The following is a 25,509-nucleotide window of genomic DNA, read 5'->3' as shown; positions in this document are numbered from 1 at the left end:
GGCCGCCTCGCGCGCGACGCCCCGCCGCGCCGCACCACTTACCGACGCATGGCCTTCACGTCGGCCGCCGTCACGCTCGCGGGCTGGCCACCCCACGTCGCGCGCAGGTAGTTCGCGAGCTGTGCGAGTTCGTCGTCGCTCAGCGTGTGCGCGAAACCCGGCATCGGTTGCAGGTTCTCGAAGCCGGCGAACTTCTGCTCGTCGATGCCATCGAGCATCGCGACCATCAGGTTGCGCGCATCGCCCTGACGCAGCGTCGAATTGCCGTTCATCGGCACCGCCACGTGCGGCTTGCCTTCGCCGTCGAAACCGTGACAGCCCGCGCACACCGCGAGATACACCGAGCGGCCGGCCGCAAGCTGCGCGGCATCGGCCGACATCGGCTTCAACGCCTGCGGCGCCGGCGGCGTATCGCCGAGCAGGTACACGGACAGCGCGCGCAGATCGTCCTTCGTCATGTATTGCGTGCTCAGGTGCACGACCGGATACATTTCGCCGAACGCCGAGCCTTGCGGCGCGATGCCGACGCCGAAGAACGTCTGCAGGTCGGTGCCCGTCCAGCCGCGCGCGGCGAGGCCGGCCGGCGTGATGTCCGGCGCGGCTACGCGGCCGAGCGCGGCGCCGGCGAACGGCTTCGCGCCGTCGAGCTGACCCGTGAACGCACGCGGCGTGTGGCATTCCGCGCAGTGGCCGAGCGCGCCCGCCAGATAGCGGCCGCGCTGCCAGTCGGCGGACTGGCCGGTCGATGCATCGGGCAGGCTGTCCTTCAGAAACACCATGTCCCAGAACACCATGCCGACGCGCAGGTTGTACGGGAACTTGAGTTCGTGCGGGCGGTTTTCCTGAGCGACCGGCTTCACCGTCTTCAGGTACGCGTACATCGCGTCGGTATCGGCGCGCGTGAGCTGCCGGTACGACGTATACGGCATCGACGGATACAGGCGCTTGGCCGGCGCCTTGCCGTCATGCAGCGCGGCGTAGAAGTCGTCCGCGCTCCAGCCGCCGATCCCGTGGTCCTTGTCGGGCGTGATGTTCGAGCCGTAGAACGTGCCGAACGGCGATTCGAGCGGCGCACCGCCGGCGAACGGCGCGCCGTCCTTCGCGGTGTGGCACGCCGCGCAGTCCGCGGCCTTCACGAGATAGCGGCCGCGCGCGACCTGGTCGGCACCGGGCGCGCCGGAAGCCGCGCTCGAAGCCGGCGCGTCATGGCCGCCGCAGGCGGCGAGCAGCAGCGCGCAGGCGGCCGCGAGTGCCGGCAGGCCCCCGGCCCGCGCGGCACGATGGACGAATGTGCGTTTCATGCGGCGTCCTTCACGAGTCCCGGCGTCGACAGGATCACGTCCTTCACGGCTTCGTAATAGCGGACGTAACCGGTACAGCGGCAGATGTGCGCGTTCAGCGCGTCGGTGATCGTGCGCTCGACGTCGGCCTTCGCGACCGGCTCGCGCTTCAGGCGTTCGATCAGCACCGTCGCCGCGTTGACGAAGCCCGGCGTGCAGTAGCCGCACTGGAAGCTGAAGTGCTCGAGGAACTTCTGCTGGATCGGCGACAGCTCGACCACTTCGCCGGCTTCGTTGCGCTTCGCGTGACCTTCGATCGTGCGGATCGAACGGCCGTGGAAGAAGTGCGCGCCGGTGATGCACGTGCGCATTTCCTCGCTCGTGCCGTCCGGCTTGTCGACGATCACGACGCACGCGTGACAGATGCCCTGCCCGCAACCGAGCCGCGAACCGGTGAGGCCCGCATACTCGTGCAGGAACTCGATCATCATCAGCCCTTCGGGCACCTGCATCGGGCCGACGGACTTGCCGTTGATGTTCACCGACAGCGGTTTCTGCTGAAAGCGGACGAGCGGACGCTCGACGGTGGCCGGTGCGGCGGCAGCGGATGCCGGGGCGGCCGAAGCCGCGTTCGGCGCGGATGCGCCGGTCGCGGACGCGCTGGCGCTCGCGGCCGACGCGGCGGTTTGGGCGGTCGTCATGCGAGCACCTCCTGAATCTTTTGCGGGGTCACCGGCAAGTCGGTGAAACGATGGCCGATCGCGTGCGCGATACCGTTCACGATTGCGCCGACGACGGGGATCATCACCACTTCGGCGACGCCCTTCGGCGGATCGGTCTCGGACAGCGGCGGCAGGATGTCGCCCGTCTGCGACCACACGGCGACGTCGGTCGCGCGCGGCAGCTGGTAGCGGTTGAAGTTCCACGTGCCGTTGCCGGGGCCGTCTTCGTAAAGCGGCAGGTACTCGTGCAGCGCATGGCCGATGCCCATCGCGAGGCCGCCCTGCAACTGGCCCGACACGAGCTGCGGCGAGATCTGGTTGCCGCATTCCATGATCGAGTGATGCGTGAGCAGCTCGACCTTGCCGGTCGCTTCGTGCACGGCCAGCTCGACGAGCGTGCCGACCGCCGTGTAGTACGTGACAGCCGCGTTGTTGCGGCTCGTCGGCGGGATGAACACGCGCTTGCGGTCCAGCACGCGATAGCCGTTCGCGGTCAGCGCTAGCGTGCCGTGCATCGCGGTCGCGCCGGCCGGCGCGGCGGTGCCCGGCATCGGGCCGTCGTCGCCGGTCTTCGGCGCGCCGATCCGCAGCGACAGCCCGTCGATCGGCAGACGATCGACCGCGCCGCCCACGTCGAACTCGGCGTCGGTCCATTGCCAGCGGTTGAACACGTGTACGACGGCGCCGGTCGCCAGGCCGAGCGCATGCGCCTGCTTCGCGAGCTGCTCGAACGTCAGCGGCTCGAGGCCGTCGGCGGTCAGCTTGCCGTCGACCCAGCGCGCGTCCTCGATGCGGATCGTGTACGGTGCGGCCTGGCCGCCGCCGAGGCCGCGCGTCCAGATCGACATCGCGGCCGGCCACAGCCCGTAGCGGAACACCGCGCGCGCGGCTTCGCGCGTGCTGTGCGTGAAGTAGTACGCGGAGTTCGTCGCGCTCGACGGCGACGCATAGCCCGGCGACCAGCGCGGATTCGCGCTCAGCCGGTCCTGGTCGGCTTGCGACATCAGGTACGGATCGCCGCTCGTCTCGACCGGCAGATCGGGCCATTCGGTCACTGCGACGCGCACCTCGGTCGCCGGGCGACCGAGCCACTTCGCGACCGCGACGGCCTGCGACGTCGACATCCCGGTGCCGATCTCGGCAGCCGTGTGATGCAGCGACACCTTGCCGTTCTCGTCGAATTCGACCTTCGCGAACGATGCCTCGGCACCCGTGCCGAAATCCTTCTGCACGCACGCGAAGCCGACGCCGTAGCGCTTGCCCGGGTTCGCCGCCTCGAATTCGGCCTTGCGCGCTGCACGGCGCGTCCACAACGGATGCTGCCTCGCACGTTCCAGCACTTCGTCGACGCGCAGCGCGCCGGCGGGAATCGCGCCCTGCGTGTTCTTCATCCCCGAACGCAGCGCGTTGCGCAGGCGGAACTCGATCGGATCGAGGTTCAGTTGCGCGGCGATCTCGTCGACCGCCATCTCGGTCGCGGCCATGCTCTGCAGCGTGCCGTAGCCGCGCGCGGAGCCTGCGTCGATCGCGCGCGACGCGATCGCGACTGCCGCGAGGTCGCTCTTCGGGAAGTAGTAGATCGATTGCGCGGCCGTCGCGCCGACCATCGCCACCGACGGCGAGAAGTTCGAGCGCCCGCCGCCGTTCGCCTCGAAATCGCCCTTGAACGACTGCATGAGACCCGTGTTGCGATCGACCGCGATCCGGTAATGCATCTTGAACGCGTGACGCTTCAGCGATGTCTGGAACTGCTCGTAGCGGTCGTTCGCGAACCGCACCGGGCGGCCGTCCGCGTACAGCGCGCAGACGAGGCCGTAGAACGGCACGTTGAAGTGATCCTTCGAGCCGTAGCCGACCGTGTAGCACGGATGCACGAACAGTTTCTTCACCGGGAAGCGGCATTTCGCGACCATCGCGGCCGCGTTCTCCGCCACTTCGAGCGGCGACTGCGTCGGCACGACGAGGTGCAGCGCCTGCGTCGCGGCGTCGTACCAGCAGTTCGCGTTGTCGGGTTCGAGCGCGGCGGTGTCGACCGACTGCGTGCTGTACGCGCGGTCGAACACCAGCCAGTCGGCCGGCGGATGGTCGAACTCGCTGGCGATCTGCCCGGCCAGGAACATGCCCTGCTCGTCGAGCTTGCCGTGCTCCTTGCCGTCCGGCCAGACCGGCAGGTGCTTGCGCATCATGCTCGGGAAGATCGGCGCATCCTTCAGGCTCGAATAGACGTCGTCGTCATAGGCCGTCTTGCCGCCTACCCGAACGAAGCGGAACGTACCCCACGGATCGCGCTCGAGCGGGCCCGTGACCGCGCCGTAGCGGATCACGTCGTCGCGGAACTTGAGCGCGTTCTTCGCGAAGCGGAAGCGCGCGAAGTCGTGGTAGATGAGGATCGCGACCGCATGGCCGAGATACGCGGGCGTCTTGCCGGCGGGCAACAGCATGTCGTCGCCATAGAACGCCGGGAACGCGACGCCGTCGCGCGCGAGATCGTCGGCCGTGACCACACGGTTCGGCTTCAGTTCGTCGCCGAGCAGCGACAGGTCGAAGCCTTCGTAGGTGCGGTCGGCCTGCGTGACGCGGAGGATCAGCGCGTGCGACTGCTGCTGCGGCCAGTGCGGCATGTCGGCGGCACGCACGTCACGGGCGAACACTTTCGAGCCCGTGACTTTCGCGATGCCGTCGATGCGGAATTGGGGGATGCCGGTGACGCTATCCCATTTGACGGGCGTGAGGAGTTTTTCTTCGAAGAGCGCCGCGAACGCGCGGCTGCCGATGGGCGCGACATACACCGCGACGCCCGCCAGCACGCTGGCTTTCAGAAAACCCCGCCGTGACAGGCCGTGGTTTTTCATGTGGGGGGAACCTCCTGATGCGGCTCGGACGGCGATAGGGTGTCGCGGCGTTCGGAGCGGCGCGCATTCTGGCATTGTTTTAGATATATCGCCTATAGTATTTCCCACATGAAATACTTATTGAATTTCTTATAACGGGATTTACACGGGCTGCGGCGCCCGGTCGCGGGCGACACACGTGCGCGACCGGGCGGTGTCGCGGCGGGCGCATCGATCGCCGCGGACCGATCGCGCGCCAGGGGCCTGCCATGTGCGGCGCGCGCCGAAACCGGTCCGCGGGCGACTACCCGACATCGTCCCGTGGGCAACGACGCCTGCTCCTGCGTCGGCGAATGCGCACGGCGTGGTCTGAGACGACTCGCCGACGCCCCCGCACGTCACGCGCGGCCGGCGTTTCATGGTAATGTCGTGCGCATCCGGCTCGCCGGTCGCCCCGCCACGTGCCGTGCGGGGCGCTCGGCAATGCGCCGCATCGTGTCGAGGTCAAAATAGCCATGGCAGTCAAGGCAAGCCTCCTGAACGCCGTTCTCGCCACTCCCCCCTGCGGCAATCACCGCGTGACGGCCGGGCTACGCCCGTCGATGCTCGTCACGCTGTTCGAAGACGTACGCCCGATGGCGCTGTCCGGCCTCGCCAGCGCGTTCGTCGCGGCGATCGCGCTGATCCGGCTGCAACAACTCTGGTGTTCGGTGTGGCTCATCGTCGACGTCGGCCTGCTCGCCGCGCGGCTCGCGATCGCACGCGCGTATGCAGTGCACCGTGCCGCCGGCGACGATCGCGCCGAATACTGGGCGCTGCGCTATGCGCCCGTGTCGCTCGTCGCGTGCTTCGTGCTCGGCCTCGGCGTGATGGGCTGCGTGGCGGCGCCCGACGCCGAGCTCGGCACGCTGTCGGTGATGGTCGCGGGCGGCGTGTTCGGCGGGATCGCGTCGCGCAATTCGGCGCTGCCGCGGCTCGCGATGACCCAGGTCACGCTCGGCGTCCTGCCGATCGGCCTCGGCGCGTTGCTGGTCGACCGGCCCGGCGCATGGCTGCTGCTGCCGCCGCTCGCGATCTATCTCGCGGCCATGCGCACGGTCGTCCAGCGTCATTACAGCGTGCTGGTCGCGCTGATCGCCGCGCGCCAGCGCAACGCCGAGCTCGTCGCGCGCTTCGACGCCGCCCTCACCTACATGCCGCACGGCCTGTGCATGATCGACGGCGAGAGCCGCGTGATCGTCGCGAACCGTCGTACCGCGCAATTGTTCGGCTCGCCACGCGAGATCATGCTCGATACGCCGCTACCCGACGTCGTCGCGGCGCTCGGCGCGAACGCGGTGACCGATTCCGACGGTGCAGGTCTCGCCGTGCAATGCGACGTCTGGCTGAACCATGACGAACCGGTGCCGCTCGACATCACGCTCGCCGACGGCCGACAGCTGGAACTGACGCGCCATCGCGTGCCGGACGGCAACGCGGTGATCATCGTCGAGGACGTCACCACGCGCCGCCGCAGCGAGCAGCACATCCGGCACCTCGCGCGACACGACGCGCTGACGGGATTGCCGAACCGCCACGAACTGCATGCGCAACTCAAGCGGATGCTCGCGCATCGGCCGCGCCTGCCGGGCGCCACGCTCGCCGTCATGTATCTCGACCTCGACGGCTTCAAGGCAATCAACGACCGGTTCGGCCACCAGGCCGGCGATGAAGTGCTCACGCAGGTCGCCGAGCGGCTCGGCAAGACCCTGCCGCCCGGCGAGCTGGCGGCGCGGATCGGCGGCGACGAATTCGTCGTCGCGCTCGACGCCACCACGATGCAGGCCTGCTCGCTCCTCGCCGCGCGGATCATCCGGCAGATCTCGGCGCCGTACGCGCTGTCGATCGGCGAGACCGTCAGCTTCGGGATCAGCATCGGCATCGCGCTCGACGACGGGCACGGCTCCGCCGACGAACTGATCCGGCAGGCCGACAGCGCGCTGTACGAAGCGAAGTCGGCCGGCAAGGGAATCTACCGCTTCTATTCGGCCGGAAGCAGGCGCGTGGCGCCCGCGACCACGAGCTGAGCGCGCGCGTTCGTTGACGCCGACGGCCTCCGCGCTTTACTGCGTGTCCCTCCTGCGCGTCCCTTTTCGCTTCCCCGCGATTGATTCCCGAAACGCTTCGCGTGGCTGGGCGCATACGCGCACGTGTTCCGCCGCGCTCGCCCGTGTCACGTGACGTGTTCCGTAACATCGGCCCGCACCGCGCGTCACGTTCGCCGCAGAAGCCCGCACGATCGGTGCGGCAAGCGGATTTTCGCGGCTGGCACCCTTATTGCTCCTTGACTGGGAAACAGGATGTCAGGGAGCCCACACATGAATACCGTCGAAGTCCTCAGCCGTGCGGAAGCGAGCGATCAACTTGACGTGATCGACGGCGCCTCGCTGATCCGGCGGCTCGTTTCCGATCACCGCGCGCCCGCCGCGCGTGAAGCCGCGTGTGTCGACAATCCGCCGCTGACGCTGTACGGCGCATTTCGCCAGGGCGTCACCGATCACGCGGCGCGACGTGCAAATCCCTATCGCGCCGGCAGCCGTTTCTGGGCCCTGTGGGAAGAAGGCCGTATCGAAGCTGAAACATCCGGTCGCTGAAGCGATCGCGCGCGCCGGCCCCGTTGCGACAAGGGGCCCGACGCGAAACACGGCGTGCGCGGGCGGCCGCGCGCCGGCATGCGTATCACCGCTGCAACATCGCGTGCGGCTGCTCGGATGGCGCATGTCGCAGGTTCGCGCGCGGGCCGCTTGACAGCGTCCGGCATCGCCCGCATCGCGCACGCCGCGCGGCGGTCGTTTCCCGATAAGATGGCAGATTACGTTCATCGAACGATGTGGCCATGACCGCCTCCTCCTCCCACCGAAATCCCATCCACTGCGAAATCGATCTCGATGCACAAGGCAAGCATGCGGGCTACCTGCGCCTGCCGCATTCCGTGCATCGCTCCGCATACGGCTGGCTGCCGATCCCGATCGCGTCGATCCGCAATGGCGACGGCCCGGTCGCGCTCGTGATGGCCGGCAACCACGGCGACGAATACGAAGGCCAGATCATCGTGTCGCAGCTGATGCGCGAGATCGATCCGGAGATGGTGAGCGGGCAACTGATCCTGCTGCCGATGGCGAATTTCCCCGCGGCCGATGCAGGCTTGCGCGTGTCGCCGCTCGACGAAGGCAACCTGAATCGCAGCTTCCCCGGCGACCCGACCGGCACACCGACGCAGATGATCGCGCATTACATCGAGCATGCGCTGCTGTCGCGCGCGCAGTATCTGGTCGACCTGCATTCGGGCGGCAGCTCGCTGCTGTACCAGGGCGGCAACATGCTCGCGATCGACCCGCTCGACGACGACGAGGCGGCGAAGCTCAACGGGCTGCTGGTCGCGTTCGGGCTGCCGAACGCGCTGCTGCACGCGCCGAACCCGGTGCACTCGGCATCGGCCGCGCGCCGGCAGGGCGCGATCTCGATCGTGACCGAGCTTGGCGGCGCGGGGATGGCCGATCCGTCGCTGATCCGGCTCGGCCGCCACGGGCTGCTGCACTACCTCGGCCATATCGGCCTGCTGCACGGCGCGCTCGTGCCCGACGCGCCGCCGACCGTCACGCGCTTCCTGCGCGTCGACGGCGATCGCCACTTCGTCTACGCGTACGAGCGCGGGCTGTACGAACCGCTCGTCGAACTCGGCGACCAGGTGAAGGCCGGCCAGCCGGCCGCGTGGGTGCACTTCCCCGACACGCCGCTGCGCGAACCGGTGCTGCACCGCTTCAAGGGCGACGGCGAAGTGGTGTGCAAGCGCGTGCCCGCGCAGGTGCGGCGCGGCGATTGCCTGTTTCAGCTGGCGGAGGCTTCGACGACGCCGCGCGTCATCGGGTAATCCGCCTGATCGACTACGGTTTCTCCGCCCACCCCAGGCCCCCTGCAAGCCTTCTGACGCGCCCCGCGAAATCCTTAATTTCGAAGTGATTCCGCTGCTGATGGTCGCGACCGTCTGGTACCTGATCATCCTGACCGTGCTGTCCGCGATCCAGGTCGAGGTCGAGGTCGAGCGCCACCATGCGGGAGGCGCAATCCGCTGACGCTCGCGACGAACGCGCTCATCGGCAACGGCCGCTACGGGCAGGCGCTTGCGCGCTGGGGTAAGCAGAGCGAGGCGGTCGCGCGCGCGGAGACGGCGCGGAGACGAATCCGCCGGGGTTGCCGTCGTTCTGACTCGATGCGCTGACCCATGAAATGAAATCGTCCCGGCATTCCACGATTGAAATGCCCGGGTGAAACGAAAAGACAACCTTCGCCGCCTTCGCCGTCACCGCCGCGTGATACCGGTCGAGTTCCGCGACATGCGCGTGAATCGCCGGAAACGGGCGGACGTGGCGGCACGGTCACTGCGCGGCCGCCGTCTTTTGCGCGGGCGCCGCGAATGCGCCCGCATACGACCGGTCGAGCAGCTTCGCCGTGTCGTAGGCGGCCGGAATCACGCCGGCCTTGTGCAGGAAGTCGGCCGTGTTCTGCGCATCCTTCGCGGCCGTGTCGTCGACGGGGCCCACGCGCTGGTGCGCGTTGTCGAGCCAGCGGTACGCGACGTCCGGCTCGAGCGTCGCGCGCTTCGCCCACAGGTCGGCATACTCGCGCGGATGACTGTCGACCCACTGGCGCGCGGCCACCACGCGCTTCAGGAAATCGGTGATCTCCGCGCGCCTGGCCGTAGCCGCCTGCTCGTTCGCCGCGACGAAGCTCAGCGCGGGCATCAGGCCCTGCGCGGTCGTCACCGGCCGCGCGCCTTGCCGCAGCGCGAGCGTGCTGACGAACGGCTCCCACAGCGACACGGCGTCGACCGAGCCGTTCGCGAGCGCGTTGGTCGCATCGATCGGCATCAGGTAAGCGTACTTGACGGAATCCGCGCGCAGGCCAGCGTGTTCGAGCGCGCGCAGCACGAGCTGCTGGCTCCATGCGCCGCGCCAGACGGCCACGGTCTTGCCCTGCAGGTCGGCGACGGTGCGCACCGGCGAGTTCTTCGGCACGAGGATCGCGACGCCGTCGAGGCTCTGCCGCGACACCGCGATCACTTTCACCGGCGCGCCGCGCGCGGCCAGCGTGAGCAGCGCGGAATCGCCGAGGAAGCCGATGTCGATCGCATTGCCGTTCAGGCTTTCGGCAACGGGCGCGGCGGCCTGGAAGTGCTTCCACTCGATCGTGTAAGGCAGGTCCTTCAGCACGCCGGACGCCTCCATCGACGCCTGGATGTTGAAGTAATTCTGTTCACCGACGCGCAGCGTGACGGTGTCTTTGGCGATGCCCGGCTGCGCGGCGAGCGCGAGCAGCAGCGCCGTGACGATTCGGCTCAACAACGTGATCTCCCCGGTGGTTGGCGGACGGCCGCGCGACGGCGTCGCCCTTGGGTCCGCTTGCCGCGACGGCCGGCGCACGGATGGAACCGATGAAGATAAGGCGATCCGCTTCATGAGACAAACGCAATATTCTTCTATGCAAAGATGCAAATGTTTTATGGATGAGTCGCCACGAAGCGACGCCGGCCGCCACGCGTCGCGCACCACCGTTCGAATGATTCCTCGATAGATATTTCGCGCACGAAATAAATCACGCACTATATTTCGCATACGAAATAACTACCCGAATGAGGATGGCCATGACGTCAGACCCCGTGGAGTTTTGCGCCGCCGACGGCTATACGCTGCGCGGCACGCTGTGGTTGCCGGACACGCCACCGCGCGCGCTGGTGTTGATCCATCCGGCTACCGCCGTGCCGGAGCGGCTGTACGCGGGCTTCGCGCGCTTCCTGACCGAACGCGGCTTCGCGGCGCTGACCTACAACTATCGCGGCATCGGTGCCTCGCGGCCCGCGCGGCTGAGCGCGCTGCAGGCCCGCATGCGCGACTGGGTCGAACTCGACGTGGCCGCCGCGATCGCGTGGGCGCGTAACGCGTACGCAGGGTTACCGCTGCTGGCGGTCGGGCATAGCGTCGGCGGTCACGCGATCGGGCTGTCGGCCGGCACCGCGCACCTGCGCGCGGCCGTGCTCGTCGCCGCGCACGCGGGCAGCACGCGGCTGATTTCCCGCGCGGCCGAGCGGCTGAAGGTGCGGCTGATCCTGCGCGTGCTCGGCCCGCTCGCGTCCGCGCTGCTCGGCTACGTGCCGGGCAAGCGTCTCGGGCTCGGCGAGGACCTCCCCGCCGGCGTGTTCCGCGAGTGGAGCCGCTGGACCACGTTGCCGCGCTACTTCTTCGACGATCCGACGCTCGGGGCAGCCGAGCGCTTCTCGAAGCAGCAGTTGCCGATTCTCGCGCTCGGCTTCGACGACGATCCGTGGGCGAACCCACCCGCGATCGACCTGCTGGTAAGCTACCTGACCCGGGCGGCCGTCGAACGCCGCCAGATCGATCCGAACGCCGCAGGCAGCGGACCGGTCGGACACATGGGTTTCTTCCGCAGCCGGCCAGGCACCGTGCTGTGGCCAGCGGTCGCAGACTGGCTCGCACAGGCGCTCGACGCGCCGCGCGCTGCGGGTCACCCGTCCCTTTCCATTGCAGCCGGGAACCGAGCTTGAGCGAAGACCGACGACTGTTTTTCCTGTTGACCATCGGCCAGCGGCGCGTGCAGCGCTGGGTCGATCGCAAGGCCGAGACCGATGCGCGCGCCAGCGCCGCGCAGGCCGGCGTGCTGTTCTGCCTCGCGAGGCAGGACGGCGCGCTGATCGGCGAAGTCGGCGCGGCGCTGCAATTGGCGCCGTCCGCGATGACGGGGCTCGCCGACCGGATGGCGAAGGCCGGCCTGCTCGCGCGTCACGCCGATTCGGACGACGGGCGTGCAACGCGCCTGTTCCTGACCGACGAAGGACAAGCGGCGCTCAAGCGTGCGCGCGTGGCGCTGCGCGAGCTGAACGGCAAGCTGTGTGACGGGTTTTCCGACGCCGAACTCGACGTCATCGCGCGCTGGCTGCACGCATTGCAGGACCGCTTTCCGACCGAACGCTGAACGGCGCCGGCGGTGCGCCGCATCGGCATGATGCCGCGTAATCGATAGCGATTCCGATTCGCGCTTTCGATTCGGTTTCCGAACTTTCCGGCGGCAAATTTTGCGTTCCGGAAGCACCGCTTCGGCAACGCTTTCCGGCTACGTCCTGTTACAAAAAATTGCCTCCCGCGCCGCATACCGATCGCCTACATTGCTATCCACTTCGACGCATTCGTCATATGCACGGACTGGCCTTCCCGTCGCGTCCGCATCCTTGGGCGCACTCGACAAGCAATGAAAACGAAGAGGTGTCTTGACCGACGTGCTGGCGGCATCCAGCACACGCGGATTGCGATGACTGAAGCGGCCTCCTGAACGACACGATCCGACGCGTGGCACGGCGTCCATTGCCGCCGCGTACCGGTGCGCGACGTGCCGCTGCGCCCTGACATCGCCGCCGCACGTGAACGAGGAGCAGTTCATGCGACACACGATGGTATCCCACTCGCTTGTCACCCGCCTCACCCGCCTGTCCGCCACGATGGGAATGGCGATGGCCGCCGCCGCGGCCGCGCATGCCGACCCCGTGGTCGTGTCCGGCCCGAGCCCGTTCGCCGCCTGCACCATCGGCGGCCCCGGCACGAACTACGTGAACGCCGAGGTCGAACCATGGCTCTCGGTCAATCCGGCGAACCCGACCAACATGATCGGCGTGTGGCAGCAGGATCGTTGGTCGAACGGCGGCGCCCACGGGCTCGTCGCCGGCTACACGTTCGACGGCGGTGCGACCTGGGCGCGCACGCCGCAACCGTTCAGCGCCTGCGCGCCGGGCGGGCTCAAGTACGAGCGCGCGTCAGATCCGTGGGTGTCGTTCGGGCCCGACGGCACCGCGTATTCGGTATCGATCTCGTTCAACCAGTCGAACAACGGCAATGCGGTCGCGGCCTCGGTGTCGACCGACGGCGGACAGACGTGGAGCAGCCCGGCCGTGCTGATCGCGAACGACGAACCGACGACGCAGTTCTTCAACGACAAGGAATCGGTCACGGCGAGCCCGGTGAAGGCCGGCACGGCCTACGCGGTGTGGGACCGCCTCGAACTGCCGAACGGCAACCCGTATGCGAACCTGCACACGCAGGCATATCGCGGGCCGACATTCTTCTCGAAGACGGTCGACGGCGGCAAGACGTGGAGCAGAGCGAAGGTCATCGTCAACGTGCCGTCGCGTCAGCAGACGATCGGCAACCAGATCGTCGTCGACCCGAAGACCGGTACGCTCTACGACTTCTTCGACCTGATCCAGCCGCCGTTCAGCAAGGCGGCCGGCAAGGTCGCGTTCATCAAGTCGACCGACGACGGCGCGACCTGGACGAAGCCGCAGGTGATCGCCGGGCTGCAGACGGTCGGCGTGACCGATCCGAACACCGGCGAACCGGTACGCACCGGCGACATCATTCCGGAGCCCGCGATCGATCCGGCATCCGGGCAACTGTACGTCGTCTGGCAGGACAGCCGCTTCAACGGCGGCAACTACGACGAGATCGCGCTGTCGACGTCGAAGGACGGCGGCGCGAGCTGGAGCGCGCCGCTGCAAGTGAACACGCCGACCGGGCGTGCCGCGTTCAATCCGTCGGTGCGCGTCGACAATGCCGGCTCGGCGATGGTCACCTACTACGACTTCCGCGACCTGCAGGCCGGCAACACGACGACGCTGCCGACCGGGTTCTGGCGCAAGATCTCGCACGACGGCGGCACCACGTTCGCCGACGAGCGGCGCGTCGGCGGCCCGTTCGACATGAAGCTCGCGCCGAACGCGGAAGGCTTCTTCATCGGCGATTACCAGGGGCTCGACGTGCTGCCGTCGTCGTCGTTCCATCCGTTCTTCGTCCAGACCAACGCGGGCAACCTGACGAACCGCACCGACGTGTTCTTCACGCCGTGATGCACGCGTGAGCGCAGCGCTGCCGCGACGCCCCTCGCGTCGCGGCAGCGTGCCCGAATGCGCGTCAATGCATGTCGGTCAGCACGATGCGGCCGTCGACCTTCCCTTCGCGCAGCCGCGCGAATATGTCGTTGATGTTGCCGAGTCGGTCACGATGGATATGCGCGCGCACCAGCCCGTCCGCCGCGAAATCGAGTGATTCCTGCAGATCGCGACGCGTGCCGACGATCGAGCCGCGCACCGTGATGCCGTTCAGCACGGTCGAGAAGATCGGCAACGGGAAATCGCCGGGCGGCAAGCCGTTGAGCGCCACCGTGCCGCCACGCCGCACCATCCCGAGCGCCTGCGCGAACGCACTGCGCGACACGGCCGTGACCAGCACGCCATGCGCCCCGCCGATCTCCTTCTGGATGACCTTCGCCGGATCGTCGGTCGACGCATCGATCGTCAGTTGTGCGCCAAGCTGGCGAGCGAGTTCGAGCTTGGCCGGAGACACGTCGATCGCCGCGACGTGCAGGCCCATCGCGCGCGCGTATTGCACGGCCACGTGGCCGAGCCCGCCGATACCCGAAATCGCGATCCACTGGCCCGGACGCGTGTCGGTGACGCGAATCCCCTTGTAGACGGTTACGCCCGCGCACAGGATCGGCGCGATCTCGTCGAACGCGACCTGCGCGGGCAGATGGCCGACGTAGTCGGGATCGGCCAGCACGTATTCCGCGTAGCTGCCGTTCACCGAATAGCCGGTGTTCTGCTGCCCGTGGCAAAGGGTTTCCCAGCCGGTGTGGCAGTACTCGCAGTGGCCGCACGCCGTGTAGAGCCACGGCACGCCGACGCGGTCGCCCTCGCGCACGTGCGTGACGCCCGCGCCGACCGCCGCGACGACGCCCACGCCTTCGTGTCCGGGAATGAACGGCAGCGTCGGCTTCACGGGCCAGTCGCCGTCGGCTGCGTGCAGGTCCGTATGGCAGACACCCGTCGCCTTGATGTTGACGAGGATCTGGCCAGGGCCCGGCGTCGGGATCGGCACTTCCTCGATGCGCAACGGTTCGCCGAACGCGTGCACCACCGCCGCTTTCATGGTTTGAGTCATGCGTCGCTCCTGTCTGGTCGATGACCGCGCCAGTATCCGGGCTCGAAACCGGAACGCATTGATGCGCATCAACGGGGCAGAAATCGTGCGCGCCGGCGGCGCATTCATCGCGAGACATGGTCGCTCGCGCCGCCGGTCCCGGTGCCGGTTTGAACGTCCCGCCGCCGCGTTCTCGGCCATTTCGGCAGGTTGTCGGAGACCCTGTGGGCTACCGCCGTTTCGCTTGGAATTTGTAATGATATAACATATCATTTCGCGAACTCGTCCATCTGAAGCCGTTCCGCCCGGGTGGCCGGGTTACGCCGAGTCATATCCAAACGGGTCACTGCGCGTCGCGGACGCAACAATATATCGTATCAAGTGGTGACCCGCATGTCTCGTTTCCCGATCCGATTCCAACCCATTCCAACCGATTCACCGACCATGCGCGACCTCCCTCGTCTACCGCTTCGCCCGCTTCCGCCCGTTTCGCTGATGCTGTTCGCCGCCGTCGCGCACGCACAGGCCGATACGCCCGCCTCGTCGACGCCGACGCACACCACGCCGCTCGCGCCGATTTTCGTGACCGCGAACCCGCTCGGCGACACCGAGCTGATCTCGCCGACCGTGCAACTGTCCGGCGACGCGCTGACGCGCCGCCAGGCCGATTCGCTCGGCGAAACGCTCGACGGCCTGCCCGGCATATCGACCACCACCTACGGGCCGATGGTCGGCCGCCCGATCATCCGCGGGATGGACGGCGACCGGATCCGCCTGCTGCAGAATGGCGTCGCCGCCTACGACGCGTCGTCGCTGTCGTACGACCACGCGGTGCCGCAGGATCCGCTGTCGATCGAGCGCGTCGAGATCGTGCGTGGGCCGGCCGCGCTGCTGTACGGCGGCAACGCGGTCGGCGGGGTCGTCAACACGATCGACAACCGGATTCCGCGAGAGGCGATCGAAGGCGTGACGGGCGCGCTCGACGCGCGCTACGGTGGCGCCAATTCGGTGCGCGCGGGCGCCGCGCAGGTCGAAGGCGGCAACGGCCGCTTTGCGTTCCATGTCGACGCATTCGACCGGGAAACGAGCAAGCTGCGGATTCCCGGCTACGCGCGCAGCAGCCAGCAACGGGCGATCGACGGCCCCGACACGCCGCAACCGTACGGCAACGTGCCGAACAGCGACGGCCGCGTGCATGGCGGCGCGCTCGGCGCGTCGTACACGTGGGCCGATGGCTTCGCGGGCCTGTCGTACAGCGGCTACGAGTCGAACTACGGCTCCGTCGCCGAGGACGACGTGCGCTTGCGGATGCGTCAGGAGCGCCTCGCGCTCGCGTCCGAGGTGCGCAACCTGAGCGGCCCGTTCACGACGCTGAAGTTCGACTTCGCGTACACCGACTATCGCCACAAGGAAGTCGACAACGGCGAGACGGCCACCACCTTCCGCAACCGCGGCTACGAGGCGCGCATCGAGGCGCGGCATCGCAGGATCGGCCCGTTCGAAGGCGCGATCGGTGTTCAGTTCGGCCAGAACACGTTCTCGGCGCTCGGCGACGAAATGCTCGTGCCGTCCACGCGAACGAACAGCGTCGCGCTGTTCGGTCTCGAGGAATGGCAGGTCGCCCCCGCGCTGAAGCTGAGCCTCGGCGGGCGCTTCGAGCACGTGAAGATCGATCCCGATCCGGCCGGCATCGAGAAATTCGCGGTCGCGCAGCCGCGCGACTTCAATGCCGGCAGCGTATCGGCCGGCGCGCTGTTCTCGCTGACGCCCGTGTGGTCGGTCGCGGCGAACGTCGCGTACACCGAACGCGCGCCGACCTTCTACGAGTTGTACTCGAACGGCCCGCACGACGCGACCGGCCAGTTCCTGATCGGCAACCCGAACGCGTCGAAGGAAAAGGCCGTGTCGACCGACCTGTCGCTACGCTATGCGAGCGGCCCGAACCGCGGCAGCGTCGGCGTGTTCTACAACCGCTTTTCCAACTACCTGACCGAGTACAACACGGGCCGCATCGTGAACGACGACGGCGAACCGGTCGCGCCCGGCGCCGGCGATACGCTCGACGAAGCCATCTATCGCGGCGTGCGCGCCGAGTTCTACGGCATCGAACTCGACGGCAAGTGGCGCGCGTTCTCGCGGCGCGGTCACACGGTCGACCTGGAACTGACCGCCGATTACACGCATGCACGCAACGTCGACACCGGCCAGCCGCTGCCGCGCATCGCGCCGCTGCGCGCGACGCTCGCGGCCGACTATGGCTACGGCCCGTTCGGCGCGCGCGCGCAGGTCACGCACGCGTGGTCGCAGCACCGCGTGCCCGACAACGACGTTCCGACCGACGGCTACACGTCGCTCGGCGTGATGCTCACGTACAAGTTCCGTGTCGGCGCGACGCACTGGCTCGCGTACCTGCGCGGCGACAACCTGACGAACCAGGAGATCCGCTATGCGACCTCGGTCGTGCGCGGCTTCGCGCCGCAAGGCGGCCGCAGCATGATGGCCGGCCTGCGCACGACGTTCTGATCGCCGGACGGCCCGCGGCGCCGGCCGCGGGCCGGGTCGAACGGGCGCGCATTCTTAGCCTCTTTTACAGGGCCAAATCGGGCGTTCCCGAGCGTCCGAACGTAAATGCGCGATTCACCCGCAAATCAAGGAACATACCAATCTGGCGATTTGAGAAACCGACCAGAACGTATTAACTTTCGGTAAAAAGTCGATTTTCATGTCCGCGTATGAACGCGACGATCATTGGCGATTCATGAGCCTTTCTCCGGATCGAGAAAGCCCAACCGGCGGGGTTTCCAATGAAAAAATAATAAATATCAGGGTTTTCGATGGGTAAAGAAATATCCGGCATTCCCGTTAATGACGGCACGGGCCTGCACGCGGTCGAACAACAAATTCCCATCGTCAACCACTCGCACAGAGGCACATCGTGAAAATCGCCAGAATAACGATCAAGGCAAAACTGCTTGGCGGCTTCGGTTTGCTCGCCGTGGTCGTCGTGGCCGTGTCGGGCATGGCGCTGAAAGCGCTGTCCGATACGAACGACGAGTTTTCCCGGTACATGAACGGCGTCAATGCGCGCGCAAACCTGTCCGCGCAAATCCGTACGGCGGTCGACCGGCGCGCGATCGCCGCGCGCAATCTGGTGCTCGTGACCACGCCGTCCGACATCCAGCTCGAACTGGCCGAAGTGCAGCAGGCGCACAAGGACGTGCAGGACCGTCTCGCGAAGCTGAAGGACCTGATGGCGAATGCGACCGACACGACCGACCGCGCGCGCGAACTGGTCGCCGAGATCGTGCGCGTCGAAGCGAGCTATGGGCCCGTCGCGCTGAATATCGTCGGGCTCGCGCAGGCCGGCAAGAAGGACGAGGCGACCGCCGATATCGACAATCGCTGCCGTCCGTTGCTTGCGCAACTGGTTCGCGCGACCGATGCGTACGCAACCTATACGCACGAGCGTGAAGTCGCGATCGCGCAGGCATTCTCGGATCGCTACGCGATCGAGCGCAACTTGCTGCTGGCCATCTGCGCAATCGCGATCGCGGTGGCGCTTGGCGGCGGCCTGTGGCTGACGCGCAGGATCACCGCACCGATCGTCGCGGCAGTCGACGTCGCGCGCACGGTGGCCAATGGCGATCTTGGCAGCCGTATCAGCGTGAGCGGCAACGACGAGACGCGCGACCTGCTCGACGCGCTGCGCACGATGAATGCGCGGCTGATCGACATCGTCGGTCGCGTGCGCGATTCGTCGAACAGCATCGCGCATGCGGTAGGCGAAATCGCATCGGGCAATCTCGACCTGAGCCAGCGCACCGAGGAACAGGCCGCATCGCTGCAGGAGACCGCCGCGACGATGGAGCAATTCACGTCGACGGTGCGCCTGAACGCGGAGAACGCGCAGCAGGCGAGCACGCTCGCCGCGAACGCGTCGGACGTCGCGCTGCGCGGCAGCGCGGTGGTCGGCCGCGTGGTCGATACGATGACGGAGATCGGCAACAGCTCCTCGAAAATTGCGGACATCACCGGGATCATCGAAGGCATCGCATTCCAGACCAACATCCTCGCGCTGAACGCGGCCGTCGAGGCGGCACGCGCGGGCGAACAGGGCCGCGGCTTCGCGGTCGTCGCGAGCGAGGTGCGCAGCCTCGCGCAACGTTCGTCCACCGCTGCGAAGGAAATCAAGGAGCTGATCTCGGCATCGGTACAGACGATCCAGGACGGCTCGGCGCTCGCGGGCGAAGCCGGCAAGACGATGTCGGACGTGACGCGAGCCGTCGCGCGCGTCACCGACATCATGGGTGAAATCGCGGCCGCATCGGCCGAACAGAGCCGCGGCATCGACCAGGTGAACCTGACGATCACGCAGATGGACGAGACGACGCAGCAGAACGCGGCACTCGTCGAACAGGCCGCGGCCGCGTCGAAATCGCTCGAGGCGCAGGGCCGCGATCTGTCGGAGACGGTGTCCGCGTTCCGGATGCCGGCCGGCGAACATGCAGCGTCGGCACACGCGCGTGCGCAAGCAGACGACAGCGCGTCGCACTGGCAGGCTGCTGCCGCATAACGTGTCACGCGTGTCACGCGTAACGCGTCGCACGGAACACGGCCCGGCTGCGCATCGCCACCGCCTGCGTGCGACGGTCGTCACGCTCGTGCGAACCTGAAACGCCGGGCGTCGCGCGGCACGCTCCATGTCTCCGCGGCACGCATCCTCGCGCGCGTCGACCACGCACATCGCGATCGATCGAAGCAATTTCGATCGACACGGAATACGATCGGGCGCGTACGTCCACGATCCCCTTTCTCCAGGATCGCCGCCTCCCGTTGCACACGCTGCAGCGCAATTTCCGGTCCCGCCCGCCCTGCACGCGAAACGGCAAGTGTTGAACCGCCTGCGAATTCGCCGATCGCGGTCATGCACTTTTAAATCATCCGAATGACGAGTATCCTAAAAAAGCACTCCACGTTCGAACGGCGAATCGCGTTCCCTGATTCCCGTCCGCTCGTATCGCGGCCCCATCGCGCCACGCGTCGATGGCGGCGTCCGCCTCGCGCCCTGGCCGCACGAACCTTCCCCAACCATTCGCAGGAGAGCTGGTGAGCCGACTTGTCGTCGTATCCAATCGCATTGCAGATCCCCGTAAAGCCGCGGCAGGCGGGCTTGCCGTGGCCGTGAAAGACAGCCTGCAGGAATCGGGCGGCGTCTGGTTCGGGTGGAGCGGCAGGCTGCGCGGCGACGGTGAACGCCCCGCGCACGGCGACGACGTGCAGATACAGAACGTCGGCGGCATCCAGCTCGCGACGATCGATCTCGATCCGCAGGATTACGACGCGTACTACCTCGGCTACTCGAACAACGTGCTGTGGCCAGTGTTCCACTACCGCCTCGATCTCGCGCAGTTCGACCGCCGCTTCGCGGACGGCTACCGGCGTGTGAACCAGTTGTTCGCGCGCAAGCTGAGCACGCTGCTGCGCCCCGACGACGTCGTCTGGGTCCACGATTACCAGCTGATTCCGCTCGCCGCCGAACTGCGTGCGACGGGCTGCAGGAATCCGATCGGCTTCTTCCTGCACATTCCGATGCCGCCGCCGCCGATCATGGCCGCGATCCCGGAGCACGAGTGGCTGATGCGCTCGCTGTTCGCCTACGATCTCGTCGGCTTCCAGACCGAATCGGATCTCCTTCACTTCGAGCACTACGTCGAGGCGGAAGCCGGCGCCGCGCGGCTACCGGACGGCCGCCTGCACGCTTTCGGCCGCACGCTGTCGGCCGGTGCGTTCCCGATCGGCATCAACGTCGACGAATTCGCGGCGCTCGCGGAGAACCGCGACGGCATCGACATGTTCGAGCGGATGCGCGACGAGTATTCGCGTCGCCAGTTGCTCGTCGGCGTCGACCGGCTCGACTACACGAAGGGGCTGCCGCAGCGCGTGCACGCGTTCCGTCAGTTGCTCGAACAATATCCGGAGAACCGCGACCGCGCGACGCTGATCCAGATCGCCGCACCAAGCCGCGAGGATCTCGGCGCGTACGACGACCTGCGGCGCGAGATGGACAGCCTGTGCGGCGCGATCAACGGCGATTACGGCGAACTCGAGTGGATGCCGATGCGCTACATCCACCGCACGGTCGCGCGCAAGCGCTTGCCGGGCCTCTACCGCGCGAGCCGCGTCGCGCTCGTCACGCCGCTGCGCGATGGCATGAACCTGGTCGCGAAGGAGTTTCTCGCCGCGCAGGACGAGGCCGATCCGGGCGTGCTCGTGCTGTCGCGTTTCGCGGGCGCGGCCGAGCAGTTGAAGCCCGCGCTGCTCGTCAATCCGTACGACACGCAAGGCACCGCGCAGGCGATCCAGCGCGCGCTCACGATGCCGCTCGACGAACGCCGCCAGCGCCACGACGCGCTGATGGCGATCGTGCGCAAGACCGACGTGCACTGGTGGCGCACGCGCTTTCTCGACGCGCTCGCCGAAGCGGCGGAAGTCGCCGCCGCAACCGAGTCCTGACGCACCACGTCCTGCCGGCGACAGGCTCGTGCTTCAGCGTTCGGGTTCGCGCGGCGGCCCGTATGCGACGAAATCGCGCTCGATCGCCGACGCCTGCTCCGGCGCATTCGCGCCCGCGCCGGGCCCGAGATCGGTCGTGGATGGCACGGCGCCAGGCGCCTCGCGCCCGTCGATCAGCGCCTGCAACGCATCGCGTTCGAGCACCTCGCACGCAAGCAGCCGCCGTGCGATCCGCTCGAGCGCATCGCGACGTTCTCCGAGTGTCGACGCGACGCGCGCGTGCGCATCGGTCAGCAGCGTATGCACCTCGTCGTCGATCATCCGTGCGGTGTGCTCGCTGCAGCGCCCCTCGCCCGAATGCCATGCGCCCGGCATGCCGGTGCGCGCATCGCCATCGTCGAAGCTCACCAGCCCGATCCGCTCGCTCATCCCGTACTGCATGACCATGTGGCGCGCCATCGCGGTCGCGCGCTCGAGATCGTTCTGCGCGCCCGTCGACACGTCGCCGAATACGAGTTCTTCCGCGACACGCCCGCCGAGCAGCGCGTCGATCCGATCGAGCAGCTCGCTGCGGCGCAGGACGTAGCGATCCTCGGTCGGCACCTGCTGCGTATAGCCGAGCGCGGCCACGCCGCGCGGAATGATCGACACCTTCTTTACCGGATCGCAATGCGCGCGGCTTTCCGCGACGAGCGCATGGCCGGCCTCGTGATAGGCGATCGTCAGCTTCTCCTGCGCGTTCATCACGCGGCTCTTGCGCTCGAGGCCCGTCAGCGCGCGATCGATCGCCTCGTCGAAGTCGTCCATCCCGATCGCCGGCTTGCCGAGTTCCGCCGCATGCAGCGCGGCCTCGTTGACGACGTTCGCGAGATCGGCGCCGACGAAGCCCGGCGTGCGCGACGCGAGTTCGCCGAGGTCGACGTCGGCTGCGAGCTTCACGTGCTTCACGTGCACGCCGAGGATCTGGCGGCGCCCGTTCACGTCGGGCCGGTCGATCGCGATGTGACGGTCGAAGCGGCCCGGGCGCAGCAGTGCGGGATCGAGAATCTCCGGCCGGTTGGTCGCGGCCATGATGATCACGCCGGAGCCGGCCTGGAAGCCGTCCATCTCGACGAGCAACTGGTTGAGCGTCTGCTCGCGCTCGTCGTTGCCCGACATCGGGCCGACCCCGCGCACCTTGCCGAGCGCATCGAGTTCGTCGACGAACACGATGCACGGCGCCTTCTGCTGCGCCTGCTCGAACAGGTCGCGCACGCGCGCCGCGCCGACGCCGACGAACATCTCGACGAACGCCGAGCCGCTGATCGAGAAGAACGGCACGGCCGCCTCGCCCGCCACCGCGCGCGCGAGCAACGTCTTGCCGGTGCCGGGCGCGCCGACAACCAGCACGCCCTTCGGAATCTTGCCGCCGAGCCGCTGGTAGCGATCCGGATCGCGCAGGAACGCGACGAGCTGCTGCAGCTCGGCCTTCGCTTCGTCGATGCCCGCGATGTCGTCGAACGTGATGCCGGTTTCCTGCTGCACGTAGACGCGTGCGCGGCTCTTGCCCATCCCGGTGAAATCCTGCAGCCCGCCGCGCTTGCGCAGCATCAGGTTCCAGATGAACACGAACGCGACGAGCGGCACCAGCCACGACGCGAGCGACGCGATCCAGCCGGTGTCGGACGCGCCGTGGAAGCGGACGCCGGCGGCGGTCAGCGCGTCGATCAACTGCGGGTCGGTCACGCGGTTGGTGGCGAAGCGCGGCGGCGTACCCTCCGACTTCAGGGCCGCGACTTCGGACGCCGGCAGCATCGCGCCGGCCTGCGGCATCGTCAGCGTGCCCGTGATCGTCGTCGATCCGATCTCGAGATCGTCGACGAGCCGCGCGGCGACGAGCCGATGGAAATCGCTGTACGCGATCAGCGTCGACGTCGGACGCAGCATCAGCAACTGCGCGGCGAACAGCACGAAGAAGCCCGCCGCGATCAGCAATCCTGCGTAGTCGAATTTCCTGTCCATGGCATCGGGTCGGCCGGTCACGCCGCCGCGCGCTTATGCGTGCCCGCGCGCCGGGCCGGCACGCGGCATCGGCAGCCACGCGCATACGGAACGCATCCGCGTCATCTTCGCCTCGTTTCGTCGCATGAATGACACCGCGAAGGCGCGCCACGCGCCGTTCGCGCGGACGACGCACGGCAACGCGCCGCCCGTGATTCCAGTCTAGTTCGCGCGCAAGCGTCGCGCATTGTCCGACAAACAGCTTTCATCGAGGCGGGCGGCCACGTTATAGTCGCGTTCATGACATTTCCGTGACAGCCGGCACCGCCCCACCCGGGCGCGACGCCGGCCGTTGCGTCCCGTCCCGCGTCGCGGCAGGCCGCGCGCCGCCGCCGCGCATCGAACGACAACCGCCCATCCGAGGAGCTCACGACGTGAACGACACCCCCGATCGCCCCGACGACCTTCCCGTTGATCCCGACCGCCGCCGCATGCTCGGCGGCCTCGCCGCGCTTGGCGCCGGCGTCGCGCTCGGCGGCTGCGAGACCACGCCGGGCGGCGCGCCGCGCACCGCCGCCGACCTGCGGCTCGACGAGGCGCTGCGCCGGCAGGTGCGCCACATCGTCGTGATCTATGCGGAAAACCGCAGCTTCGCGAACCTGTATGGCGACTTCCCCGGTGTGCGCTACCCGCTGAGCGAGGTGCGGCCCGAGCATGCGCAGCAGCTCGATCGCGACGGCAAGACGCCGTTGCCGGTGCTGCCGAAAATCTGGGGCGGACTCGTGCCGCAAGCGCAGGAAGTGGACGGTAAGCGCTACGCGATCGCCGAGCGCGACATCGACAAGCTGCCGAACGCGCCGTTCCGGATCGCCGACGCGCAAGGCAAGCCGCTACCCAATGGCGTAATCACGCGTGACCTGTGGCACCGCTTCTACCAGAACCAGATGCAGATCGCGGGCGGCCGCAACAACCAGTTCGCCGCGTGGGCCGATTCGGGCGGCCTCGTGATGGGCCATTACCGCAATTCGGCCGACACGCTGCGGCTGTGGAATCTCGCACGGCAATACACGCTGTGCGACAACTTCTTCATGGCGGCCTTCGGCGGTTCGTGGCTGAACCACATGTTCCTGATTTCCGCGCAGCCGCCGATCTATCCGGATGCACACCGGCATCCGCACGCGGCGAAGCTGCTGTCGAAGGTCGACGGCGACGATCCGGCCGGCACGCGGCTCACGCTCGCCGCCGATTCGCCAGCGTCCGCGCTCGAGGGCCCGCCGAAGTTCGCGGTCGACGGCCCGCTGACGCCCGACGGCTACGGCGTGAACACGATGGCGCCGCCGTACCAGCCGAGCTACGTGCCGCCGGCCGATCCGGGCAACGCGGCATACGCGGATCCGGCCGACCATCGCGTGATCCCGCCGCAAGGCCATGCGACGATCGGCGACCGCCTGTCGGAGAAGAACGTCGACTGGGCGTGGTACAGCGGCGCGTGGCAATACGCGCTTGAGCACCGCGACACGGGCACGGTGCCGGATTTCCAGTATCACCATCAGCCGTTCAACTACTTCGCGAACTATGCGCCCGGCACCGACGCGCGCCGCAAGCACCTGCGCGACGCGGGCCTCGGCGACGAGCCGTCGACCAACCGCTTCATCGCCGACATCGACGCGGGCCGCCTGCCGGCCGTCGCGTTCTACAAGCCGCAAGGCAACCTGAACATGCACGCGGGCTATGCGGACGTCGAATCCGGCGATCGCCACATCGCGAACGTGATCGAACGCATCCGGCGCGGCCCGCAGTGGGCGAACACCGTGATCGTGATGACGCACGACGAGAACGGCGGCTGGTGGGATCACGTCGCGCCGCCGGTCGGCGATCGCTGGGGCCCCGGCTCACGGATTCCCGCGCTCGTGATCTCGCCGTTCGCGAAGAAGGGTTACGTCGACCACACGATGTACGACACGAACTCGATCCTGCGCTTCATCAGCCGCGTGCACGGGCTCGCGCCGCTCGACGGCGTCGCCGCGCGCGACAAGGCATTCGCGTCGCGCGGCGCGACGCCGCCGGGCGACCTGACGAACGCGCTCGATCTCGGCTGACGGCCTGTCGACGCTCCACCGACGTCCGCCTGAAACGACGACGCCCCGGTGCAACACGGTTGCCC

At 67.8% G+C, this 25,509-nt stretch carries 16 protein-coding genes and 1 pseudogene; 11 read left to right on the top strand and 6 right to left on the bottom strand.

Features of this window, described 5'->3' with window-relative positions; genetic code table 11:
* Positions 1 to 38: 38 nt before the first annotated feature.
* Genes WS66_RS06105 through WS66_RS06095 form a run of 3 tightly spaced genes read right to left on the bottom strand, consistent with a single transcriptional unit; the run spans position 39 to position 4,854 of the window.
* Positions 39 to 1,301: a cytochrome c gene (locus WS66_RS06105; RefSeq protein ID WP_059600466.1), complete on the bottom strand. Its 1,263-nt coding sequence runs from the start codon at positions 1,299 to 1,301 to the stop codon at positions 39 to 41.
* On the bottom strand, positions 1,298 to 1,981 hold the full coding sequence (locus WS66_RS06100; RefSeq protein WP_059600467.1) for a (2Fe-2S)-binding protein: 684 nt from the start codon (positions 1,979 to 1,981) through the stop codon (positions 1,298 to 1,300). Before WS66_RS06100 ends, WS66_RS06105 begins: the two co-directional genes overlap by 4 nt.
* A complete protein-coding gene (locus WS66_RS06095; RefSeq protein ID WP_059600468.1) occupies positions 1,978 to 4,854 on the bottom strand; it encodes a xanthine dehydrogenase family protein molybdopterin-binding subunit in 2,877 nt (958 codons plus the stop codon). Before WS66_RS06095 ends, WS66_RS06100 begins: the two co-directional genes overlap by 4 nt.
* A 494-nt stretch (positions 4,855 to 5,348) precedes the next feature.
* On the opposite strand from WS66_RS06095, the gene WS66_RS06090 reads away from it, so the two are divergent.
* The 4 genes and pseudogenes from WS66_RS06090 to WS66_RS06075 all read left to right on the top strand — a co-directional run.
* A complete protein-coding gene (locus tag WS66_RS06090) occupies positions 5,349 to 6,899 on the top strand; it encodes a diguanylate cyclase domain-containing protein (RefSeq protein WP_059600469.1) in 1,551 nt (516 codons plus the stop codon).
* 291 nt (positions 6,900 to 7,190) lie between these two features.
* Complete coding sequence (locus tag WS66_RS06085) at positions 7,191 to 7,466, top strand: hypothetical protein (RefSeq protein ID WP_059600470.1); 276 nt, start codon at positions 7,191 to 7,193, stop codon at positions 7,464 to 7,466.
* Between the two features lie 242 nt (positions 7,467 to 7,708).
* On the top strand, positions 7,709 to 8,743 hold the full coding sequence (locus WS66_RS06080) for a succinylglutamate desuccinylase/aspartoacylase family protein (RefSeq protein ID WP_059600471.1): 1,035 nt from the start codon (positions 7,709 to 7,711) through the stop codon (positions 8,741 to 8,743).
* 183 nt (positions 8,744 to 8,926) lie between these two features.
* Positions 8,927 to 9,078 (top strand): annotated as a pseudogene (locus WS66_RS06075) (ABC transporter substrate-binding protein); the annotation flags it as partial.
* Between the two features lie 170 nt (positions 9,079 to 9,248).
* Here WS66_RS06075 and WS66_RS06070 read toward each other — a convergent pair.
* Positions 9,249 to 10,214: an ABC transporter substrate-binding protein gene (locus WS66_RS06070; protein WP_059600472.1), complete on the bottom strand. Its 966-nt coding sequence runs from the start codon at positions 10,212 to 10,214 to the stop codon at positions 9,249 to 9,251.
* Positions 10,215 to 10,513: 299 nt separating this feature from the next.
* Here WS66_RS06070 and WS66_RS06065 point away from each other — a divergent pair, with 299 nt between their 5' ends.
* The 3 genes from WS66_RS06065 to WS66_RS06050 all read left to right on the top strand — a co-directional run bounded on the left by WS66_RS06065 (position 10,514) and on the right by WS66_RS06050 (position 13,780).
* Complete coding sequence (locus WS66_RS06065; RefSeq protein WP_059600473.1) at positions 10,514 to 11,431, top strand: alpha/beta hydrolase family protein; 918 nt, start codon at positions 10,514 to 10,516, stop codon at positions 11,429 to 11,431.
* Positions 11,428 to 11,859 carry a MarR family winged helix-turn-helix transcriptional regulator gene (locus tag WS66_RS06060; protein ID WP_059600474.1) on the top strand — a complete coding sequence of 144 codons (432 nt, stop codon included), beginning with the start codon at positions 11,428 to 11,430 and terminating at the stop codon, positions 11,857 to 11,859. Before WS66_RS06065 ends, WS66_RS06060 begins: the two co-directional genes overlap by 4 nt.
* A gap of 460 nt (positions 11,860 to 12,319) precedes the next feature.
* Complete coding sequence (locus tag WS66_RS06050) at positions 12,320 to 13,780, top strand: sialidase family protein (RefSeq protein ID WP_059600594.1); 1,461 nt, start codon at positions 12,320 to 12,322, stop codon at positions 13,778 to 13,780.
* 64 nt (positions 13,781 to 13,844) lie between these two features.
* On the opposite strand, the gene adhP is transcribed toward WS66_RS06050, so the two are convergent.
* Positions 13,845 to 14,873 carry an alcohol dehydrogenase AdhP gene (adhP, locus tag WS66_RS06045; protein WP_059600475.1) on the bottom strand — a complete coding sequence of 343 codons (1,029 nt, stop codon included), beginning with the start codon at positions 14,871 to 14,873 and terminating at the stop codon, positions 13,845 to 13,847.
* 474 nt (positions 14,874 to 15,347) lie between these two features.
* Here adhP and WS66_RS06040 point away from each other — a divergent pair, with 474 nt between their 5' ends.
* From WS66_RS06040 to otsA, 3 genes are all read left to right on the top strand, one after another.
* The gene (locus WS66_RS06040; protein WP_059600476.1) at positions 15,348 to 17,375 is read left to right on the top strand and encodes a TonB-dependent receptor; all 2,028 of its coding nucleotides are present in this window, start codon (positions 15,348 to 15,350) and stop codon (positions 17,373 to 17,375) included.
* A 412-nt stretch (positions 17,376 to 17,787) separates the two neighbouring features.
* Entirely contained in the window at positions 17,788 to 19,425 is a 1,638-nt protein-coding gene (locus tag WS66_RS06035; RefSeq protein WP_059600477.1) for a methyl-accepting chemotaxis protein, read from the top strand.
* A 533-nt stretch (positions 19,426 to 19,958) separates the two neighbouring features.
* Entirely contained in the window at positions 19,959 to 21,365 is a 1,407-nt protein-coding gene (gene otsA / locus WS66_RS06030; RefSeq protein WP_059600478.1) for an alpha,alpha-trehalose-phosphate synthase (UDP-forming), read from the top strand.
* 33 nt (positions 21,366 to 21,398) lie between these two features.
* Here the strand turns inward: otsA and ftsH are convergent, their stop codons facing one another.
* Positions 21,399 to 23,366: an ATP-dependent zinc metalloprotease FtsH gene (ftsH, locus tag WS66_RS06025; RefSeq protein WP_059600479.1), complete on the bottom strand. Its 1,968-nt coding sequence runs from the start codon at positions 23,364 to 23,366 to the stop codon at positions 21,399 to 21,401.
* Between the two features lie 413 nt (positions 23,367 to 23,779).
* Between ftsH and WS66_RS06015 the strand changes: the two genes are divergently transcribed.
* Positions 23,780 to 25,444: an acid phosphatase gene (locus tag WS66_RS06015; protein ID WP_059600481.1), complete on the top strand. Its 1,665-nt coding sequence runs from the start codon at positions 23,780 to 23,782 to the stop codon at positions 25,442 to 25,444.
* Positions 25,445 to 25,509 lie beyond the last annotated feature (65 nt).

The organism is Burkholderia sp. LA-2-3-30-S1-D2 (assembly GCF_001523915.2).
Lineage (GTDB): Bacteria > Pseudomonadota > Gammaproteobacteria > Burkholderiales > Burkholderiaceae > Burkholderia > Burkholderia diffusa.
Note: the sequence above shows the minus strand (reverse complement) of the source record. Positions and strands in the feature narration are given on the sequence as shown.

What these genes read in the sequence shown, in the direction of transcription:
- WS66_RS06040 (WP_059600476.1), top strand. Translation starts at nt 15,348, where the DNA reads ATGCTGTTCGCCGCCGTCGCGCACGCACAGGCCGATACGCCCGCCTCG.
- WS66_RS06100 (WP_059600467.1), bottom strand. Translation starts at nt 1,981, where the DNA reads ATGACGACCGCCCAAACCGCCGCGTCGGCCGCGAGCGCCAGCGCGTCC.
- WS66_RS06080 (WP_059600471.1), top strand. Translation starts at nt 7,709, where the DNA reads ATGACCGCCTCCTCCTCCCACCGAAATCCCATCCACTGCGAAATCGAT.
- WS66_RS06105 (WP_059600466.1), bottom strand. Translation starts at nt 1,301, where the DNA reads ATGAAACGCACATTCGTCCATCGTGCCGCGCGGGCCGGGGGCCTGCCG.
- WS66_RS06085 (WP_059600470.1), top strand. Translation starts at nt 7,191, where the DNA reads ATGAATACCGTCGAAGTCCTCAGCCGTGCGGAAGCGAGCGATCAACTT.
- adhP (WP_059600475.1), bottom strand. Translation starts at nt 14,873, where the DNA reads ATGACTCAAACCATGAAAGCGGCGGTGGTGCACGCGTTCGGCGAACCG.
- WS66_RS06095 (WP_059600468.1), bottom strand. Translation starts at nt 4,854, where the DNA reads ATGAAAAACCACGGCCTGTCACGGCGGGGTTTTCTGAAAGCCAGCGTG.
- WS66_RS06050 (WP_059600594.1), top strand. Translation starts at nt 12,320, where the DNA reads ATGCGACACACGATGGTATCCCACTCGCTTGTCACCCGCCTCACCCGC.
- WS66_RS06065 (WP_059600473.1), top strand. Translation starts at nt 10,514, where the DNA reads ATGACGTCAGACCCCGTGGAGTTTTGCGCCGCCGACGGCTATACGCTG.
- WS66_RS06090 (WP_059600469.1), top strand. Translation starts at nt 5,349, where the DNA reads ATGGCAGTCAAGGCAAGCCTCCTGAACGCCGTTCTCGCCACTCCCCCC.
- ftsH (WP_059600479.1), bottom strand. Translation starts at nt 23,366, where the DNA reads ATGGACAGGAAATTCGACTACGCAGGATTGCTGATCGCGGCGGGCTTC.